Annotated in this window: 22 protein-coding genes; 15 read left to right on the top strand and 7 right to left on the bottom strand. The window is 49.9% G+C overall.

The features are described 5' to 3' along the window. The first annotated feature begins 39 nt into the window (after nucleotides 1-39). Both Q0698_RS05265 and Q0698_RS05260 read left to right on the top strand, forming a co-directional pair. Nucleotides 40-297: a succinate dehydrogenase assembly factor 2 gene (locus tag Q0698_RS05265; RefSeq protein ID WP_298634440.1), complete on the top strand. Its 258-nt coding sequence runs from the start codon at nucleotides 40-42 to the stop codon at nucleotides 295-297. Next, nucleotides 281-673, top strand: coding sequence for a hypothetical protein (locus Q0698_RS05260; protein ID WP_298634438.1), 393 nt, complete (start codon nucleotides 281-283; stop codon nucleotides 671-673). Before Q0698_RS05265 ends, Q0698_RS05260 begins: the two co-directional genes overlap by 17 nt. 90 nt (nucleotides 674-763) lie before the next feature. On the opposite strand, the gene nadB is transcribed toward Q0698_RS05260, so the two are convergent. Next, nucleotides 764-2,395: an L-aspartate oxidase gene (nadB, locus tag Q0698_RS05255; RefSeq protein WP_298634436.1), complete on the bottom strand. Its 1,632-nt coding sequence runs from the start codon at nucleotides 2,393-2,395 to the stop codon at nucleotides 764-766. A 152-nt stretch (nucleotides 2,396-2,547) separates the two neighbouring features. On the opposite strand from nadB, the gene rpoE reads away from it, so the two are divergent. The 5 genes from rpoE (at nucleotide 2,548) to Q0698_RS05230 (ending at nucleotide 6,878) form a co-directional block, all read left to right on the top strand. Continuing rightward, entirely contained in the window at nucleotides 2,548-3,168 is a 621-nt protein-coding gene (rpoE, locus tag Q0698_RS05250) for an RNA polymerase sigma factor RpoE (protein WP_298634434.1), read from the top strand. Between the two features lie 22 nt (nucleotides 3,169-3,190). After that, the gene (locus Q0698_RS05245; RefSeq protein WP_298634432.1) at nucleotides 3,191-3,862 is read left to right on the top strand and encodes a sigma-E factor negative regulatory protein; all 672 of its coding nucleotides are present in this window, start codon (nucleotides 3,191-3,193) and stop codon (nucleotides 3,860-3,862) included. A gap of 46 nt (nucleotides 3,863-3,908) precedes the next feature. Next, complete coding sequence (locus tag Q0698_RS05240; protein WP_298634430.1) at nucleotides 3,909-4,829, top strand: MucB/RseB C-terminal domain-containing protein; 921 nt, start codon at nucleotides 3,909-3,911, stop codon at nucleotides 4,827-4,829. Next, complete coding sequence (locus Q0698_RS05235; RefSeq protein WP_298634428.1) at nucleotides 4,826-5,281, top strand: SoxR reducing system RseC family protein; 456 nt, start codon at nucleotides 4,826-4,828, stop codon at nucleotides 5,279-5,281. The genes Q0698_RS05240 and Q0698_RS05235 overlap by 4 nt, the downstream gene beginning before the upstream one ends. A 208-nt stretch (nucleotides 5,282-5,489) precedes the next feature. Then, nucleotides 5,490-6,878 (top strand): trypsin-like peptidase domain-containing protein, encoded by a 1,389-nt coding sequence (locus Q0698_RS05230; protein ID WP_298634426.1) that lies wholly within the window; start codon nucleotides 5,490-5,492, stop codon nucleotides 6,876-6,878. A 96-nt stretch (nucleotides 6,879-6,974) separates the two neighbouring features. On the opposite strand, the gene Q0698_RS05225 is transcribed toward Q0698_RS05230, so the two are convergent. Then, on the bottom strand, nucleotides 6,975-7,445 hold the full coding sequence (locus tag Q0698_RS05225) for a hypothetical protein (protein ID WP_298634425.1): 471 nt from the start codon (nucleotides 7,443-7,445) through the stop codon (nucleotides 6,975-6,977). Between the two features lie 246 nt (nucleotides 7,446-7,691). On the opposite strand from Q0698_RS05225, the gene lepA reads away from it, so the two are divergent. From lepA to recO, 6 genes are read left to right on the top strand one after another with little or no spacing between them, the layout of a single operon-like run. After that, complete coding sequence (gene lepA / locus Q0698_RS05220) at nucleotides 7,692-9,491, top strand: translation elongation factor 4 (RefSeq protein ID WP_298634423.1); 1,800 nt, start codon at nucleotides 7,692-7,694, stop codon at nucleotides 9,489-9,491. A gap of 34 nt (nucleotides 9,492-9,525) precedes the next feature. Continuing rightward, nucleotides 9,526-10,278 carry a signal peptidase I gene (gene lepB, locus Q0698_RS05215; protein WP_298634421.1) on the top strand — a complete coding sequence of 251 codons (753 nt, stop codon included), beginning with the start codon at nucleotides 9,526-9,528 and terminating at the stop codon, nucleotides 10,276-10,278. 16 nt (nucleotides 10,279-10,294) lie between these two features. Beyond that, a complete protein-coding gene (locus Q0698_RS05210; protein ID WP_298634419.1) occupies nucleotides 10,295-10,654 on the top strand; it encodes a DUF4845 domain-containing protein in 360 nt (119 codons plus the stop codon). Beyond that, nucleotides 10,655-11,347 (top strand): ribonuclease III, encoded by a 693-nt coding sequence (rnc, locus tag Q0698_RS05205; protein WP_298634417.1) that lies wholly within the window; start codon nucleotides 10,655-10,657, stop codon nucleotides 11,345-11,347. Then, on the top strand, nucleotides 11,347-12,246 hold the full coding sequence (era, locus tag Q0698_RS05200; protein ID WP_298634415.1) for a GTPase Era: 900 nt from the start codon (nucleotides 11,347-11,349) through the stop codon (nucleotides 12,244-12,246). Before rnc ends, era begins: the two co-directional genes overlap by 1 nt. 2 nt (nucleotides 12,247-12,248) lie before the next feature. Then, the gene (recO, locus tag Q0698_RS05195; protein WP_298634413.1) at nucleotides 12,249-12,935 is read left to right on the top strand and encodes a DNA repair protein RecO; all 687 of its coding nucleotides are present in this window, start codon (nucleotides 12,249-12,251) and stop codon (nucleotides 12,933-12,935) included. On the opposite strand, the gene Q0698_RS05190 is transcribed toward recO, so the two are convergent. Both Q0698_RS05190 and Q0698_RS05185 read right to left on the bottom strand, forming a co-directional pair. After that, nucleotides 12,913-13,137: a DUF1653 domain-containing protein gene (locus Q0698_RS05190; protein ID WP_298634411.1), complete on the bottom strand. Its 225-nt coding sequence runs from the start codon at nucleotides 13,135-13,137 to the stop codon at nucleotides 12,913-12,915. The genes recO and Q0698_RS05190 overlap by 23 nt on opposite strands. Beyond that, nucleotides 13,130-13,408, bottom strand: coding sequence for a DUF3144 domain-containing protein (locus Q0698_RS05185; RefSeq protein WP_298634409.1), 279 nt, complete (start codon nucleotides 13,406-13,408; stop codon nucleotides 13,130-13,132). Before Q0698_RS05185 ends, Q0698_RS05190 begins: the two co-directional genes overlap by 8 nt. Nucleotides 13,409-13,622: 214 nt before the next feature. Between Q0698_RS05185 and Q0698_RS05180 the strand changes: the two genes are divergently transcribed. Beyond that, nucleotides 13,623-13,931 carry a hypothetical protein gene (locus tag Q0698_RS05180; protein ID WP_298634407.1) on the top strand — a complete coding sequence of 103 codons (309 nt, stop codon included), beginning with the start codon at nucleotides 13,623-13,625 and terminating at the stop codon, nucleotides 13,929-13,931. Nucleotides 13,932-14,014: 83 nt separating this feature from the next. Then, entirely contained in the window at nucleotides 14,015-14,797 is a 783-nt protein-coding gene (locus Q0698_RS05175) for a hypothetical protein (protein WP_298634405.1), read from the top strand. 46 nt (nucleotides 14,798-14,843) lie between these two features. On the opposite strand, the gene Q0698_RS05170 is transcribed toward Q0698_RS05175, so the two are convergent. Genes Q0698_RS05170 through Q0698_RS05160 form a run of 3 tightly spaced genes read right to left on the bottom strand, consistent with a single transcriptional unit; the run spans nucleotide 14,844 to nucleotide 18,347 of the window. Further along, complete coding sequence (locus tag Q0698_RS05170) at nucleotides 14,844-15,692, bottom strand: hydroxymethylglutaryl-CoA lyase (protein ID WP_298634403.1); 849 nt, start codon at nucleotides 15,690-15,692, stop codon at nucleotides 14,844-14,846. Continuing rightward, entirely contained in the window at nucleotides 15,685-17,568 is a 1,884-nt protein-coding gene (locus Q0698_RS05165) for a biotin carboxylase N-terminal domain-containing protein (protein ID WP_298634401.1), read from the bottom strand. Before Q0698_RS05165 ends, Q0698_RS05170 begins: the two co-directional genes overlap by 8 nt. Continuing rightward, on the bottom strand, nucleotides 17,565-18,347 hold the full coding sequence (locus Q0698_RS05160) for an enoyl-CoA hydratase-related protein (RefSeq protein ID WP_298634399.1): 783 nt from the start codon (nucleotides 18,345-18,347) through the stop codon (nucleotides 17,565-17,567). Before Q0698_RS05160 ends, Q0698_RS05165 begins: the two co-directional genes overlap by 4 nt. Nucleotide 18,348: the final 1 nt, after the last annotated feature.

Genomic DNA, 18,348 nt, shown 5'->3' with positions numbered 1-18,348 from the left:
GCGATAATAAGATAAACGTACTTAAGGTTGGAATATTGTATGACAGATCTATTCGCTCAAAATCGTATTGCTTGGGCAAGTCGCAGAGGCATGTTGGAGTTAGACCTCGTACTAGGGCCCTTCGTAGAGTTTGAGTATGCAGGGCTTGATCAGGCTGATAAAGAGCGCTATGTATCGCTACTTGAGGAACAAGATCAAGATTTATTCCGCTGGTTTCTCAAAGCAGACCTGCCAGAAGATCCAGAACACGCCACAATGGTTAAGTTGATTTTGGAACGCCATGCTGCCCGCGGCTAAACGCGGCACTAATCAAATCTTTCAGGTCATTCCTAGCTCATCACTCCACTGGCTCTATGTATTTCTCAGCCTCGCCGCCTGTCATTACCTGCTGGTATTGGCGCGCCCAGAGGTGGCAGTCTTCACCGGTGTGGTCGCATTGGTGTGGTTGTGTCTGCTGCCCAGTAATCCTCAGGTATATAGCTTGCACAATGGCCAGCTTTGGCGTTGTGAGCGAGGTCATTGGCGTTGTCTGGGAAAAATTCATGCTCTGCAATTAGGTGCATTTTGGACCAAGATTACTACTCAGCGGGGCACCTACACGTGGTGGTGGGACCAATTATCTCCCGTGAGCTGGCGCCGACTTCGGCGACGCCTTAACACTGGCGTGACTTAACGCTTCCACTTCGAGCTTATTAATCAATACTTACTTGGCACTTGGCACTTGGCACTTGGCGTCTGGTAACCATTGCCTCATGCTTAAGCTCTAACGGTGAGGTTGAGGATCCGTTACCACAATATCCTGGCCCGCAAAGTTGATCGGCACCATAATGGTGTTTCGTGCTACGGGTGAGCAATCTGGGTAGTCGCGAGTGAAATGCAAGCCGCGTGACTCACGTCGTTGCAGAGCAGATCTAATAATGAGTTCCGCAACATCGGCAAGATTACGCAGCTCAATGGAGTCACTACTCACCTTGTGATGGCCGTAGTATTCGGCAATTTCTCGCTGCAGTAGTTTGATACGATGTTGCGCTCGCTCAAGACGTTTTTTAGTTCGCACAATTCCTACGTAATCCCACATGAAGCGGCGCAGTTCGTCCCAGTTGTGGGAAATTACTACGTCCTCGTCGGAATCGGTCACGCGGCTAGCATCCCAGGGGGCAAGCGCTTGAGCTTGTGGGGTGGCGGTTACTTGGTCGAGGATGTCTTTGGCAGCCGATCTACCGTACACAATGCACTCAAGTAGCGAGTTTGACGCCATCCGATTTGCTCCGTGGAGGCCGGTAAAGCTAGATTCGCCGATCGCATAGAGGTGTTTAAGGTCCGTAGCACCATTGGTATCTACGACTACGCCTCCACAGGTGTAATGAGCCGCAGGAACGACCGGAATTGCCTCTTTGGTGATATCGATACCGAATTTCAGGCAGCGCTTATACACCGTAGGAAAATGTGCCTTGATGAAGTCTTCATCTTGGTGGCTAATATCCAAGAATAGGCAATCAGCGCCCAGACGTTTCATTTCATGATCAATCGCACGGGCTACGATATCTCGGGGGGCTAATTCGCCTTGAGGATCGAAGCGCTCCATGAAGCGCTCACCGTTCGGTAGCTTTAATTGAGCTCCTTCACCGCGCAAGGCTTCGGTAATCAAAAAAGACTTCGCCTTGGGATGATAAAGACAGGTGGGGTGAAATTGGTTGAATTCCATGTTGGCAATACGACAACCCGCGCGCCAAGCCATCGCAATTCCATCGCCGCTCGAGCCATCTGGATTGCTGGTATAAAGATACACCTTGGAAGCCCCACCGGTTGCTAACACCACAAAGCGCGCAGAGAAGGTTTCTACTTCACCCGAATCCGTGTCGAGCACGTAGGCGCCTGCACAACGAACCTTGGTGTCCGAAGGGTCGGCGTGGGTAATGAGGTCTACGGCAATGTGATGAGTGAAGAATTCGATTCGCTCAGACTGGGCAGCGCGCTCAATGAGTGTCTTCGCAACAGCTTGGCCGGTGGCGTCTGCGGAGTGAATGATGCGGCGTTTACTATGGCCGCCTTCGCGGGTGAGGTGATATTGTTCACCGTCTTCTTCCTTGGTGAACTCTACCCCTTGATCAATGAGCCAGTGAATAGCTTCACTGGAATGACTGACTACATGGCGAACTCGCTCTTCATCACACAGGCCACCCCCTGCGGCTAAGGTATCCTGCACGTGGCTTTCTACAGTATCTTCCGTGGTGAGGACCGCCGCGATACCACCTTGCGCCCAGCGCGTAGAGCCAGCGTTTAGTTCACCCTTAGATAGCACAGCTACGTTGAGGTGTTGTGCTAATTCAATTGCGATGGTGAGTCCTGCTGCGCCGCTGCCGATGACGAGTACGTCATGTTGTTTAATTGCCATTCGTGTTAGACCACTGTATGCCGTATAATGAAGGATGAATTTCCCTGATTCGAAATTATAACTGAGGTTTTTTTATAAGTGTTAGGGAACTACTAAAAATCTCTCTGGTCATAGTAACGCGTTGATAGCAACGCACCCAATTAGGTAACAATATGTCTGAATCACAACTTGCCTCTAAAAATGCAGATTTACTGCTAGTGGAGCGAGTAAAAAAAGGCGATAAGCGCGCATTCGATTTACTGGTACTGAAGTATCAGCACCGAGTCGTAGCTGTAATATCTCGCTTTGTGAGTGACCGCGATGCGGCTTTAGATGTTGCGCAAGATACGTTTGTTCGTGCCTGGCGCGCTATCGATAAGTTCCGGGGTGACAGCGCATTTTACACTTGGCTCTACCGAATTGCGGCTAATACTGCAAAGAACTGGTTAGTGGCGCAATCTCGTCGTCCTACGATGGATGTGGATATTGATGACACTGAAAGTCCGGAATTAATGGAGTTGAGTGACGCCTCTACGCCTGAGGCGGTTACCAATACTGACCAATTGGCAGCGGCAATTGTTACTGCCATTGACAATTTACCGACTGAGCTTGGCTCGGCGATTCGCCTGCGTGAGCTTGAAGGATTGAGCTACGATGAAATTGCAGAATCGTTGGGTTGTCCAGTAGGAACCGTCAGATCGAGAATTTTTAGAGCGCGAGAAGCGGTTAATGAATCCATTAAACCCTACTTGAGCGAAATAAAGAGCACACCAAGCTCACGTCGTCACGTGTAGTTTGTGCATCGAGGATTATGGAATGACTAACAGCAACAACTCAACATCAGAGCTCATGTCGAAATTAATCGACGGCGAGATATCGGAGCTAGAACTGCACCGACTCTTGCGCGCGGCAGATGAAAGCGATGAGGTGCGAAGCCACTGGTCGGAGTTGAACCTTCAGCAGAGTGCTCTTATCGAGCCGGTTGATGCCAATTTAGGCTTAGGTCTCGCCGATCGAGTTCGCGCCGAAATCGGTGATGAAGTCATGGTGAGTGATGCCCCAACGGTTGTTCAGAAGCTTCACGCTAGGTGGTTGAAGCCTGCGGGTCAGTTTGCCGTAGCGGCAGCGGTTGCTGCCTTGGTGGTGGTTATTTCACCGCTTACACAAACCCAGTCGGATGACGCCTTGATTCCTGGATTTCAGAGTGTCGATGAGCCTTTATACAGTTTAAATGCAGAGTTGGCGCTACCGCAATTGCCGACTCGTCAAGTATCCACTCAGATCTCCGGTGCCCCCCTAACACTGAGCTCAACGGATGCCGAAGCGGGTCAAACCATCATTCAGCCGAATGGTGTGATGTTACAGTCCCCCGAAGAACAGCAGCGTATTCAGTTGTTGATGTCGGAATACCTTCGTCTCCATGTTGAACGTGCAGGCCCCAATACAGCCTCTTCAGTTCGAACTTATCTTCAAGCTGCCCCGGAATAACTTTTCGATGTTCAGATGTCTCTTGATACTAGCGTTGAGTGGATTATTGTCCTCACCAACGTTAGTAGCACAATCTACTGAGACCACTCCAGTCAATACCGTGACGGATCCTGTTGAAATTGTATTAGCTGCGATGTCAGAGGCCGGTCGTCAAATTAGTTATACCGGCGTGCTGAATTGGACGAATGGAACGACCGAGCAGAATGTGCGTGTTGTTCATCAGGTTGAAGAAGGCATCGAGTATGAACGTATTTTCCACCTCGACGGCGCTGCACGAGAAGTTATTCGGGAAGCAATGCCTGTCAATTGTCTCCAGCCGGGCCAAGCGTTAAGGCGAGCTCGTTTTGCTCAACTCGATAGTATGGTTGGTGGCGTCTACGAGCCATCAATTATTGGTGAAGAGCGCGTGGCAGGTCGACTAGCTTGGAAAATGCGGTTGGAGCCGATTGATCAGTACCGCTTCGCTCATCTTGTCTTCGTCGATCAGGCATCCGGCCTGATCTTGAAAAGCTTACTCTTAGATCGTCAGCAGCAAGTGCTTGAATCCATGCAGTACTTAGATATTCAGATTCGACCTATTACCCCCGAAGAGCTCAGTGCACAAACCGACACCCCGTTGATCTTTAACCAGTCCAGTGATTGTGTTCAGGGGCAGTTAGCCAACTACGATCAGGTAAATTGGGCGGTAACTGAACCCCCTCCAGGCTTCGAATTATTCAGTGCTGAATACGATGCCGAAAACGACCGAACCTGGCTAATGTACGGCGATGGCTACGCCGTCTTCTCAGTATTCATTGAGCCCGGCGTGAACGGCCGTGGTATTCAGCGTGTTGGCGCTATCTCTTTGGTTGCTCAGCCTATCAAAGTAGAGGATGAGGACTACACGATTACGCTATTAGGTGACGTTCCTTCGGAGACCGTGGAGCGCTCTATTGCTTCACTGCGCCGCCGAGGTAATAGCGATTGATTGTAGAGCAGGCCGAAGTAACCGCCATCGATAGCACTGGTGCGTGGGTACTCACCATTCGTCAATCAGCCTGTGATGCCTGCAGTGCCCGGGCAGTATGTGGCCAACGCCTACTCAATAAAGCAACCAGTGAAACCACCCAAATTCATGCCCTGTATGATCCCAGTCAGCCTAAACCACACTTAACTGTGGGCGACAGCATAGAGATTGGTGTGCCGCGCGAAGTTGTCGCCTTGGGCTCGCTGTGGCTCTATTTGGTTCCTGTCCTAGCTTTGGTGGCGGGAGCGCTAGTGGGTGCCGAGTTATTTAACCCTAATCTGGGCTCGTTTTTTGGCGCCGCAACGGGGCTTGGTTTATCCGGTATGTGGTTATATCGTCGTGCTCGCAGAGACCAATGCAATCCTAAGCTTCATCCCATCATCCTCCCTTCGGCAATGATTGCTAAGGATTAACACTTCTTTACCTTCGGCAGTGAACCATTGCTAAAACTAGGGCTCTAAGGATTAACTGTGGCTAAACGCGAGTTCGGTATTGCGCAATTGAACTTAGGTGTTTAGCGGCAGACAATGTTACTTAGGTTCTGGAGAATTGATTTTCTCGCCAAGTAGTTTGAATAGTAAACTGTAATTAACTCGTATCGTCTTTCTTAGGAGATTGTTTATGTCATTTACACACCGTTGCTACAAGGTGTCGTTGTTACTTGTGTGTTTGGTGATGGCGCCGTTTGCGTCCGCCAATCAGTTTCCCGATTTAGTTGATCTGATTGATAATAATTCACCGTCAGTGGTGAAGATTGAAGTGGAATCGGTCCGTGAAGTTGGCCGTCGCCAGATGCCGGAAGGCATGCCGGATATGTTCCGACGTTTCTTTGACGAGCCTCGTAATCGCGGCCCGCAGCGCGCTCAGTCCAGCGGTTCAGGATTTGTCATCTCGGATGATGGTTATATTTTAACCAATGATCATGTAGTCGCCAACGGTGACACCATTGTGGTCCGCTTCCCTGACCAACGTGAATACGATGCCGAAGTAGTGGGTCAAGATCCTCGCTCCGACTTGGCATTACTAAAAATCGAAGCCGAAGACCTTAGACCTGTTCGCTTCGCTAGCGAGCAGCCAAAAGTGGGCGAGTGGGTGGTCGCTATCGGCTCCCCGTTCGGTCTAGATTATTCTGCTAGTGCTGGGATCGTCTCTGCTCGTGGACGCTCATTACCTACTGAGAATGGCGACAACTATGTGCCATTTTTGCAGACGGATGTCGCAATTAACCCCGGCAATAGCGGCGGTCCGCTCTTTAACCTCGACGGCGAAGTGGTTGGCATCAATAGCCAAATTTTTACCCGCTCGGGTGGTTATATGGGTTTGAGCTTTGCTATCCCATCTGATGTTGCACTGCAGGTGGTCGAGCAACTTAAGGAGAATGGCTCAGTGAGTCGTGGTTGGTTAGGTGTTGCCATCATGAACGTTGACCGAGATCTCGCCGAGGCAAACGGCTTAGAGCGTTCTCGCGGTGCCCTGATTACCTTAGTAGAGAAGGATGGTCCAGCTGCTGAGGGCGGCCTTCAGGTGGGTGATATCGTTTTGCAGTTTGATGGCAAAGCAGTCATGAACTCGGGCGATCTGCCTCATATTGTGGGTTTGTCTCAGGCTGGTGAAAGCTATTCCGTAGATATTATGCGCGAGCTCGAGCCAATGACACTAACGGTGACCTTGGGTGAGCTGCCGAATAATGGCTCGGCGGCAAAGGCAGGTGAAAGCCAGGATTCTGAAGCAGGAGCATTAGGCGTAGTAGCTTCAAACCTCTCTGAGGATCAACTTGCGGAACTCGAGATTGAAGGTGGTGTTCGGGTCAAGGCAGTGGTCGATGGCTCTGCCGCAGACCGAGCTGGACTTCGCCCCGGAGACGTTATTAATTTGCTCAACTTTAAAGAGGTGATGGATATCGAATCCCTCGCGAGTATTGAAGCAGATTTACCCGTTGGCCAGAAGTTGCCCATTCGCTTCTTCCGCAACGGTCAGCCGGTGTTTAGGACTATTGAGTTAGAGGATTGAGCCTTATTAGTGTCACCACGAAAAAACTGAAAATACCCCTCTTTTGAGGGGTTTTTTATGAGGGTCGTATTGAATTTAGTGTCAAAATGAAGGGCTTTAGTGCCCGCCGATACCACAGGCAGGTTCTTGCACTGAAGACCAAGAACTTGAAGTGGTAATCCATCCAAGCGTCCCGTTTTGGTCCGCCATGTACGTCTCTGTTGTTGATGAAGTCACTCTCCAACCTCCAGCGCAATAGGTAGACTCGGTGGTTCGAGTGTCTCCAAGTGTCGGGCCAGTATATGGTGGCGGTAGCTCCGAATAAAGGCTAACCGAAGCCGACGTTGTTGTGACTTTGATAGCAATCACATCATTGAATGAAGGGCGAGGGTGGGAAGTCCAATGTTCGTTCCAATTGGCCATCATTTCGCCGTAGATTCGCGCGGCTTCAGACTGGTTCCTATCAATACCATCCTCTCGTATGATTTCTGTGCTAACCGAATGCTGTTCGATCGTTTTTTCGGCTAACAGTGACGGAGAGATGGAAAAAGAAAGGATCGCTATTAGCCACCAGGCTTGATATTTCATATTTTTAGTCCTTTAAAGCCTATGAATAGGCGATCAACGCTAGAGGGTTCCGATTGGGCTGTCAAGTTTTGAACAGTGGGGGTGGCAATGTCAATGTCGATCCGCGCATCACCAGTAAACTACTAAGCTGACCTACTCTTCATCTCAACAAGCTAAGTAGAATTAGGTGTAGGGCTGGCGGGATTTTTCGATTACAATTAGCGTTTTTAAAGTAGCGCAGAATCTAGGTGATTCTCAGAGGTAATTGTGTCCGATCTCAGTCATATCCGAAATTTCTCTATCATTGCCCACATCGATCACGGTAAATCGACGATTGCCGACCGCTTTATTCAAATCTGCGGTGGCTTGACCGAACGTGAAATGGCCGCTCAGGTGCTCGATTCAATGGACATTGAGCGCGAGCGCGGCATTACCATTAAGGCACAGAGTGTCACCCTTGATTACACCGCAAAAGATGGCGAAACCTACCAACTGAATTTCATTGATACGCCAGGGCACGTTGACTTCACCTACGAAGTATCGCGGTCACTCGCGGCCTGCGAGGGTGCACTATTGGTTGTTGATGCTGCTCAGGGCGTAGAGGCGCAGTCGGTAGCTAACTGCTACACCGCACTCGAGCAAGGTCTTGAGGTGGTTCCGGTACTTAACAAAATTGATTTGCCTCAGGCCGAACCCGAGCGAGTCAGTGAAGAAATTGAAGAAATTATTGGTATTGATGCAACCGATGCTACTACCTGCTCAGCGAAAACGGGTATTGGTGTTGAGGACGTTCTCGAAACGCTAGTTAAAAGTGTTCCTGCGCCCGAAGGTGACTTAGATGCGCCGCTTCAAGCGTTGATTATCGACTCTTGGTTCGATAACTATTTGGGCGTTGTGTCGTTGGTTCGTGTCAAGCACGGTACGCTTAACAAGAAAGACAAAATTATTATTAAGAGCTTAGGTCGTTCGCATGTGGTGGATGGCGTGGGTATTTTTACACCAAAGCGTAAGGAAACGGGTGTTCTTAGGGCTGGAGAAGTGGGTTACATCGTTGCCGGGATTAAGGATATCCACGGCGCTCCAGTAGGTGACACCATTACGCATGCGCAAACTCCTGAAGTGGATCAGTTGCCAGGTTTCCAGAAGGTGAAACCCCAGGTCTACGCGGGCCTATTCCCAGTTAGCTCTGACGATTACGAAGTATTCCGCGAGGCGTTGTCAAAGCTTTGTCTGAATGATGCATCATTGTTCTATGAGCCAGAGAGTTCTGAAGCACTTGGCTTTGGCTTCCGTTGTGGCTTCTTAGGTATGCTGCACATGGAGATCATTCAGGAGCGTCTGGAGCGTGAGTACAATCTTGATCTTATTACCACCGCACCAACGGTGATTTATGAAGTCATGTTGAACAATGATCAAGTGGTGACGGTAGATAACCCGTCGCAGTTGCCTGACCCCGGTACGATCAAAGAAATGCGCGAGCCTATTGTGCTGGCCAATATCTTGGTGCCGAAGGATTACCTAGGAAACGTCATTAATCTGTGTGTTGAAAAGCGTGGCGTACAGAAGGATATGTTGTTTATGGGTGGTCAGGTTCAATTGAGCTACTACCTGCCCATGAACGAAGTTGTCATGGATTTCTTTGACCGAGTTAAGTCTGTGTCACGCGGTTTCGCCTCACTGGACTACCAATTTGATCATTTCGAAGCGGCTAAGCTAGCTCGACTTGATGTCTTGATTAACGGTGATCGGGTTGACGCACTAGCGCTGATTGTGCACCGTGATTTTGCTGCCCCACGCGGTCGTGCATTGTGTGAAAAGATGAAAGAATTGATTCCACGCCAGATGTTTGATGTGGCCATTCAGGCGGCACTAGGTGGGCAGATTATCGCCCGTACTAACGTGAAGGCGCTGCGTAAAAATGTAACGGCGAAATGCTACGGCGGCGACGCCAGTCGAAAGAAAAAGCTGTTAGAGAAGCAGAAAGCTGGTAAGAAACGCATGAAGCAGGTGGGTAACGTAGAGATTCCTCAGGAAGCGTTCCTTGCTGTATTGAAGATTGATAGCTAAGTCACAATAAAAATAACATAACTAGGATAGAACTATGGATTTAGATTTACCCCTGATTTTTGCCTCGGCAGTTGCCGTGACAGGGCTCATTGCGCTGATTGATAAGCTATTTCTCGCCAAGAACCGCGGCAATAATCCGGATCCAGCGCTGATTGATATTTCTAAATCAGTGTTCCCAGTACTAGCTTTTGTGTTTGTATTGCGTTCGTTCCTATACGAGCCTTTCCAAATTCCAAGTTCGTCTATGGAACCTACTCTTGATGTAGGCGACTTCATCCTAGTGAACAAGTTCGATTATGGCATCCGTTTGCCCATCGTAAACTCTACATTGATAGAAATGAATAGCCCGCAGCGTGGCGATGTCATGGTGTTTTTTCCGCCGAATGATCCGCGCTATTTTATTAAGCGAGTAATTGGTTTGCCGGGCGATCGTGTTCAGGTAAAGCAGGGGATGTTATACGTTAATGGCGAACTACAGCCGCAAGAACTTGTGATGGGTTACCCAGTAAATGAGCCGCGAGTGTTAGAAACTACAGAACAGCTGGGCGAGGTTTCGCATCGGATGTTCCGCCACGTTCAGCCAGGTCGATATAGCGAAGATTTTAATACGGTGGTACCCGAAGGACATTACTTCATGATGGGTGATAACCGTGATAACTCTCGTGATTCGCGCGAATGGGGACCAGTTCCAGAAGCCAATATTGTTGGTAAAGCCGTTTATAAATGGATGCATTGGGATGAATTTTTCAGTGTGCCGAGCTTCTCGAACGCTGGTCCAATTAACTAATATTTAGGGGGTTACTATGCAGCGTTTTCAACGCGGTATGTCATTTTATGGAATGTGTTTGGTCATCGTTATCGCGGTATTTTTCGGTATGCTTGCGGTTAAGCTCGGGCCTTATTACCTAGATAACACGCTGCTTGTTTCATCGGTTCAGAAGGTATTTGACTCAAGAACGGAAGATACTACGCTTTCCGAATTTCGCGAAGGTATTAGCAAGGCGATGGTAATTGACAACATTTCGCCTCAGGCACGTAATGCCTTAGTGATTGCTAGAGAAGACGAGATTTTGGTCGTTACCGCCAACTACGAGGTCAGAATTGATCTATTCTATAATATTGACGTGGTGTTGAGTTTTGAGAATGAGATTAAGGCGCAGTGAATGCTAGATAGTTCCAAACAGCAGCATATTGATCAGCTGCTGAAGCGTATTGCTTACCAATTTTCGGACCAAGGCCTGCTAAAGCAGGCCTTGTCGCATCGTAGTGTAGGCACTCCCAACAACGAACGCTTAGAATTCATCGGCGATTCTATTCTAAATTGCACTATTGCCCAGGCTCTCTATCAACAGCTGCCAAAAGCCACCGAAGGTGATTTGAGTCGGCTTCGAGCAGATCTAGTATGTGAGACCACACTTGCCGAGGTTGCCCGTGAATGGGACTTAGGCGTAAGCCTTTTCTTAGGTGCTGGTGAGATTAAAAGTGGTGGCGCTCAACGCCCCTCAATTCTCTCTGATACGGTGGAAGCCTTAATTGGAGCTATCTCTTTAGATGCCGACATGGCAACTGCCCAGGCGAGCGTCCTACGCTGGTATGAGAGCCGTTTAGCCACGCTTAAAGTGGGTAAGCCAAAGAAAGATGCCAAGACGGAACTTCAAGAAGCAGTGCAAAAGAAGCAGGTAGCACTGCCGGTCTATCAGGTGGAATCTATTGACGGTGCAGACCATAACCAGACTTTCAAAGTCCGTTGTGATATTCCCAATCTATTAAGTGAAGTTTTTGGCGAGGGAACCTCTCGTCGTAAAGCAGAACAGGCAGCTGCCGCGAAGGCGCTGCAATTATTGAGGCAAAAGTAATGTCAGAGAATCAAAGTCGCTGCGGATTTATCGCCATTGTAGGGCGTCCAAACGTGGGCAAATCAACCCTGCTTAATCGTATTTTAGGCCAAAAGTTGGCCATTACTTCCCGTAAGCCACAAACCACTCGTCACCGTATGTTGGGTATTCATACGGAAGCCGATACGCAGTATGTCTTTGTTGATACGCCGGGATTACACAATAGTAAGGGCCGTGCACTGAACGATTACATGAATAAAGAGGCGACAGACTCTCTTCGTGATGTCGACGCCATTATCTTTGTGATTGACCGTCTGCGCTGGACTGAAGACGATGAGGCCGTGTTGAAGTTAGTGCAACGTACTAAGACACCTGTGGTGGTTGCCATCAACAAGGTTGAGCGTTTAGAGAATAAGAATGAAGTATTTCCGTATATTGAGGAGCTTCAGACCAAGGGTGAATTCGCTGACATCGTGCCGATTTCGGCCCTTCAGGGCACTCAAGTAGAGTCCCTTCTGACGGCTATTGAGAAGCATATCCCAGAGAGCCCGCACTTCTTCGAAGATGACCAGATCACCGATAAGAGCTCACGTTTCCTCGCCTCAGAAATCGTGCGCGAGAAAGTAACTCGTCAGTTGGGTGATGAATTACCGTATCAGATGACCGTGGAGATTGAGAGCTTTACGGATAAGGGTAATGTGCTGGATATTCACGCTGTTATTCTCGTGGAGCGTGATGGACAAAAGCGCATCGTCGTAGGTAAGCAGGGGTCAAGAATCAAGCTGATTGGCCAGGAAGCTCGTTTGGATATGGAACGCCTGTTTGACCGCAAGATTATGCTGCACACCTTCGTTAAGGTGAGAAGTGGCTGGTCCGATGATGCTCGCGCGCTGAAGAGCCTTGGTTACGATTCGGATTAATCATGGCTGAAGCGCCTCTAAAACCTGCCTGGATATTACATCGGCGCCCCTACCAAGAGGGGCGTTTATTGGTGGAGCTTCTTACCCGCGATGAAGGCAAGGTAACGGCGGTTTGGCGCAAGCCTAAGCGCGGCTTTCAGGGCGAACCCTACGTGCCCTTGCTTGCCCGCTGGAGTGGCAAGGGCAGCGTGCTGACACTGTCCAAAGTTGAACCGGTTAGTGCGCCGATTCGACTGGAAGGGCGCTTTCTGTATATGGGGCTGTATATCAATGAACTCTGCTATCGCCTATTAGGGCCTTCATCAAGCCAGGCGTTATTTAGCGCCTACCAAGAGTGTCTTATCAGCCTGAGTAGGGAGCAGGATGGCGCTGAAGCTCTGCGCGCGTTTGAGCATGCGCTGTTGCAGGAGTTAGGTGTTTTTCCAGAAGCCTCGGTAGATACCCTAGCGAATCCCGTTGACCCCAGTAGCTGGTATCGCTTCAACCAGAATAGTCAATTCGAACTCGTTGGGGCTGAACAAAAAAATACATTTTTAGGCAGTGTATTGCTAGGACTGGAAGCGCATCGATATGACGGGAGTCTTAATCCCTTGTTTCGTTACTTAGTGGATTTGGCATTAGGTGGACGACCACTTGAAAGCCGCCGCCTCTATGAATCACTCTTCACTAAACAGACAGAATCTCACTGAATCGAGGAACCCTCTCCCCGGCTATCTCCACTGACTCTAAGAACATCTCGTAAGGTCTTACCCATAAACATTCGTCACCGTAAAGTGGTTTGTAAAGTACCAGCCATGCTTCAGTTTCAGAATGCCTTACTACGTCTATCACTTCATATTCGCCACCTTTGTAGTGGCGGTAACGACCGGTGTTGAGATAAGGTTTAGTCATCCAGTTCTACCTTTGGCAATGGGTTTTCAATAAAGTCATCAATATTGTCAGCCAGCATCTCCTTATAACGTGTTACCAGGTAGCTGACGGCGCTCGGTTTTTCGTCGCGAAGATCATCGCTATTCGCTGCAACGATAAATGCATTGTAGCGCGCAGCGGCCTGCAATAGCGCTGAGTTGACTAAATCTGGGCCAGCTTCCTCTGCCGCTTCATTCGCGAGATCGAGTAGTTGCTCGATAACCTTGAAAAGGGTTTGTTCCTCGGCTGACATAGTGATGCTCTCTTTAGTAATAGTTCTCCCATTGTAATTTATAATTGCAGTTAACGCGATGTATCCGCTGAGACTTACGAGAAAGCGCACTGGGCTGGGTGTCCCTGAACCAAGATAATTTGCGAGGCTACGATCAAGGTGAGTGGAATAACGACTATGAATACGACCAAAAGCGCGTAAAATGGCGCGAATTTGCTGAATTAGAGACGGCCCCGTGGATATAAACCTAGAATCAATAGAAGTTACCGTGAAATCATCGGAGTTAACCTACGATAACCATGGCGGTTACTGGTGGAAACTTGAGGTCGATTTAGGGCCTGGTGTTCTCGTTAGTGCTCTGTGTAGTGATAATCAACGCGGCTTTTCTATGGATATTAGCTTTGACCATGACATCGCCGAGTCACTACTTGGTGATGCAGATTCGCTAGAGATGAATTCAGTGGTTCTTAATATGTTGGCAGGGTTACTCCCCGATAGAGAGTTAATTAATGCTGATCTTAATCAACCGGTCGCCCTCCAGTAAAACTGCACTTTTGCAGAGTTGTTCCCACCCTATAAGTAGTGATCAATAGTACCCATCAAACAATCCAAAGGATGGAGGGCTGTATGGGTGTTATCGGCAGTTGGAAAGTTGATGGGGCAGATTTTTGTCCTCGACAACTGGCACTAATCGCTATTCAGAAAATTGATGTACTCACGCTCCAAGGTGCTTCGAGGCGATTCTATAGCGCCTTGAAGGCCAGTGGTCATTTCGCGCACAGCTGCTACCAAGAAGGTGGTAATCAGGGCGGCACGGCAATTTTTAGCCACTATTTGCTTGGCGAATACTATCTATGTCCACCAACGCTTAAGCGGCATCCATTAATTCGCTATGTCGCACTGCCAACGGGGATGGTCGCCGTGGGAAGCTTATGCTTAGATGAAGTCGATGATCTTAATTTGGCGGCACTTGAGCAGTTAAGCGGCCCCGTAGTGCTGGCAGTGAGTAGTGTGGAAACAGACCTGGATCTTACTTCACTGGAGTATCAATGCACGAAGGGGAGCCTGTCGGAATGGTTACTGCAAGGTGATCATCTTGAGGGGCTGAGCGATGCCTATCTTCGCTACATTCGTTCACAGTCTTTCCTTCGAACTAGCATCCAAAACGGTCGTGACGACTACAACCTCATCCCATGCTCTCGCGGACGCCCCGGTGGGTTACATCCGTTCTCCGAACACCTCCTCGTAAACAAGCACTTGGCAGTAAAGTGGTGTCGCTATAAATTTCTTGATGCCTGTGAGGTGGGTGTGTATCGGAGTTTGATCTGCCTGCACACACTCCCTCCGGAAATTGCTGTGCTGTTAGAGCAGCGCGAACGAGAGCGGGATAAAGGGGTGGTGTTGGCTTAGGCAGCATGAATCGCGCTTCGCCCTAATACGTGCGAAGCGCGTTAAGCTAGCGCAAACACTCCGCAATATAGGCCTCTGCTCTAGCGAGCTGCTCCAAATCAATTCCTGTTGACACCCCCTGAGATTCACAGAACTCGATCACCGTTCGACTATTTACGTTCCCCTTGGCTCCTGGCGCATAGGGGCATCCGCCCAAGCCTGACGCCGCCGAGTCGAATACGCGCACGTCTAATTCGAGCGCGGCGGCGACATTATGGATAGCTGTGTCATAGGTGTCGTGAGCATGGAGGGCAATTCTGTCTGCGCCGATTGACGGGGCAAGTGCGCCTATTAACGCTTGAGTTCGCTGCGGCGTCGCTGCGCCGATAGTATCGCCGAGAACAATTTCGTAGCAGCCTAGCGCAAAGAGTTTTTCGCAGGTCTCAACAACCTTGGCCACCGATGTGGTGCCCTCATAGGGACACTTGGCCACACAGCTCACGGTCCCGCGAACCTTGATATTCTGATCGAGTGCAACCTCGACCAAAGGCTTGATTCGCTGCAATGATTCATCGATAGTGCAGTTGATGTTGTGCTGATTAAAGGTGTCCGATGCCGCGGTGAAGACGCCGATCTCTGTCACAATGCTCGGGTCTATTCGCTCGAATCCGCGCAGATTCGGCACGAGAACACTCACGTCAGAATTCTTCGTCGGGAGAATTCCTGCGATAACTTCTTCAGAGTTTGCCATCTGTGGAATGCGATCAGCTCGAACCATGCTGCCCACTTCAACGCTTTGAAAACCTGCAAGATAGAGTTGATTAATAAATTCTATCCGTTGTGCCACGCTTAATACGACGGGCTGATTCTGGAGGCCATCACGTGGGCCTACTTCAATAAGTCGTACTTCAGGCATGGCTGATCTCCTCAACGCTCAGCAATAGCTGGTCATCATTTACCGAGTCACCCACCGCTAAGCCGGTGGTCACCACAACACCATCTACCGGTGCATACAGGGCATGCTCCATCTTCATGGCTTCAATACTAATGAGCTTGTCACCTGCTTTAACTTGGTCACCATCTTTACAGCAGATTTCAATTACTGAGCCGCTCATGGGCGCCGAGATGGCCCCAGAGCTCCGTGCTGTCTGCGCGCGAACGGGGTGGAACGGCTTAACCCATAATTCAATGCCAGCTCCCTGCACCCAGTAGCCATTATCTTTGCTCATCACTTCGAGAGCCGATGTAGAAGCCAAAAGGTTTTTAGCCGCAGTTAAGCTGAGTGAGATACACTCGCCAGCAACGTCAAAATGGTAAACGCGGGTGTCTTCACCAAGGCGGAAGTCATCGCACTGATGCCAAGCACCGTGTTTGTTAGCGGCTTCGGTTGGGCTGAGAAGGATGCTCGCCACCGCGAGCTCTTTAATCTCGTTCGCTAACTCTGAGCTCTCAAGTAGCGTGGCGAGTTGCTCGTCCAACCAAGTCGTTGAGACTCCGCCACGCACGAATTCTGCGTGCGCACAAATCTGCCGAAGTAATTGGGTGTTGGAATGGATTCCCAATATGTGGGTATCTGCGAGCGCCGACTGGATTAGCCCGATGGCGTCCTGGCGAGTTGAACCGTGAACAATGAGTTTGGCAATCATTGGGTCGTAAAGCGGAGTGATGGTGTCACCGCTCACTATGCCCGCATCGATACGTGCGTTATTTGGCCACTCAAGGTGACTAATTCGTCCCGTACTGGGAAGGAAGCCTCGTTGAGGGTTCTCTGCGTAGAGCCTGACTTCAATAGCATGTCCATTAATGGCGAGTTCATTTTGTAGCTTGGGTAGCGGCTTTCCTTCGGCAACATGCAACTGCCAAGACACCAAATCTTCACCCGTAATCGCCTCGGTGACGGGGTGTTCCACCTGAAGACGGGTATTCATTTCCATGAAATAAAAACCGCCGTCTTCGCCCAGAAGGAATTCCACCGTACCCGCGCCCACGTAACCTATAGCTTGAGCAGCTCGAACCGCGGCTTGCCCCATGGCCATGCGAAGCGTTTCATCCACACCTAGAGCGGGGGCTTCCTCTACGACCTTCTGATGGCGCCGCTGAATGGAGCAGTCCCGTTCAAAGAGGTACACGCCGTTGTTGTGGCTATCACAGAATACCTGTACTTCGATATGTCGCGCATGAGCCAGGAACTTTTCAATAATCATGTGGCTAGAGCCAAAAGCATGTTCGGCCTCACGTTTGGCAGCAGCTAAACCATCGGCGAAGTTTGCCTCGGAGTCTACTACTCGCATACCCTTGCCACCGCCGCCGGCAGAAGCCTTGAGCAACACTGGAAAGCCCATTTGCTTGGCAGCCGCTTTCAGCAGTTCAGCATCATCCTTATCACCATGATAGCCCGGCAGCAGCGGGACGTTAGCCGCCTCCATGATCTGCTTCGCCTTAGACTTACTACCCATGGCTTGAATAGCACTTGGCGGTGGACCCACGAAGCGGATATTGGCCTGAGCACAACGTTCCGCAAAGACATCGTTCTCTGATAGAAAGCCATAACCGGGGTGGATGGCATCAATGTTGTAAGCCGTGGCCAGTGTAAGGATTTGCTCGATGTTCAGATAACTTTCGCCTAACGAAGCACCGTTGAGTGCAAGTGCTTGGTCCGCTTGAATGACGTGCTGGGCGTTTCTATCGGCAAAGCTATAGATGGCAAAGCACTCAATTCCCTGTGCTTGGGCGGTTTTCATAATACGCACCGCGATTTCGCCGCGGTTTGCGATGAGTAATTTCTTAATCATTGGTTTCTCCAGGATGGTGCTCGGCGTTCAAAGAATGCCTTGAGCCCCTCTTGTCCTTCCGTTGATACGCGTAATGCTGCGATGACTTCGCAGCTTGGTTCAATGACTTCCTTAATGGGCGTTTCGTTTACCCGATGAAGTAGTGCTTTCGTGGCACGCATGGCTTCAGGACCGTTATCAAGCAACATCTTTTCCAGCTGTAGTTGCTTCTCACCGAGGTCATCCAACTTGGCAACCCAGTGGATGAGCCCAGCAGCGAGTGCATCGTCGGCGCTAAAACGCTCGGCAGTTAAGGCGAAGCGCATGGTATTGCGATAGCCCATAGCGCGCATGACATAGGGCGAAATGGTTGCGGGGCTTAAACCAAGCTTCACTTCGCTTAGGCAGAACTCAGCACGATTAGAGGCGAGGACCAGATCACAGCAGGCAATCAGGCCAATAGCCCCGCCAAATGCCGCACCTTGAACGACACAGAGCGTTGGCGATGGAAATTCAGCTAATTGTTGAAAGAGGGCGGCAAGCTGGCGGGCATCCTCCAGATTTTCAGCTTCGCTGTACTGCGCCATTTCCTTCATCCAAGCCAAGTCGGCGCCCGCGCAGAAGCTGGTGCCCGTGGCGTCTAGCACCAGCAGTCTTATCGACGGTTCGGCCGCGAGTTGCGTAATGGCCCCTTTAAGATCGGCAATCACGCCGGCATTGAACGCATTGTGGCGCTCTGGATTGTCTAGCGTAATTCGGGCAACAACCCCGTTGGAATTTACCTTTATGAGTGACTTCATC

Source organism: uncultured Umboniibacter sp. (assembly GCF_947497555.1).
Classification (GTDB): Bacteria; Pseudomonadota; Gammaproteobacteria; order Pseudomonadales; family DSM-25080; genus Umboniibacter.
This window is presented reverse-complemented; position numbering and strand designations above follow the sequence as displayed.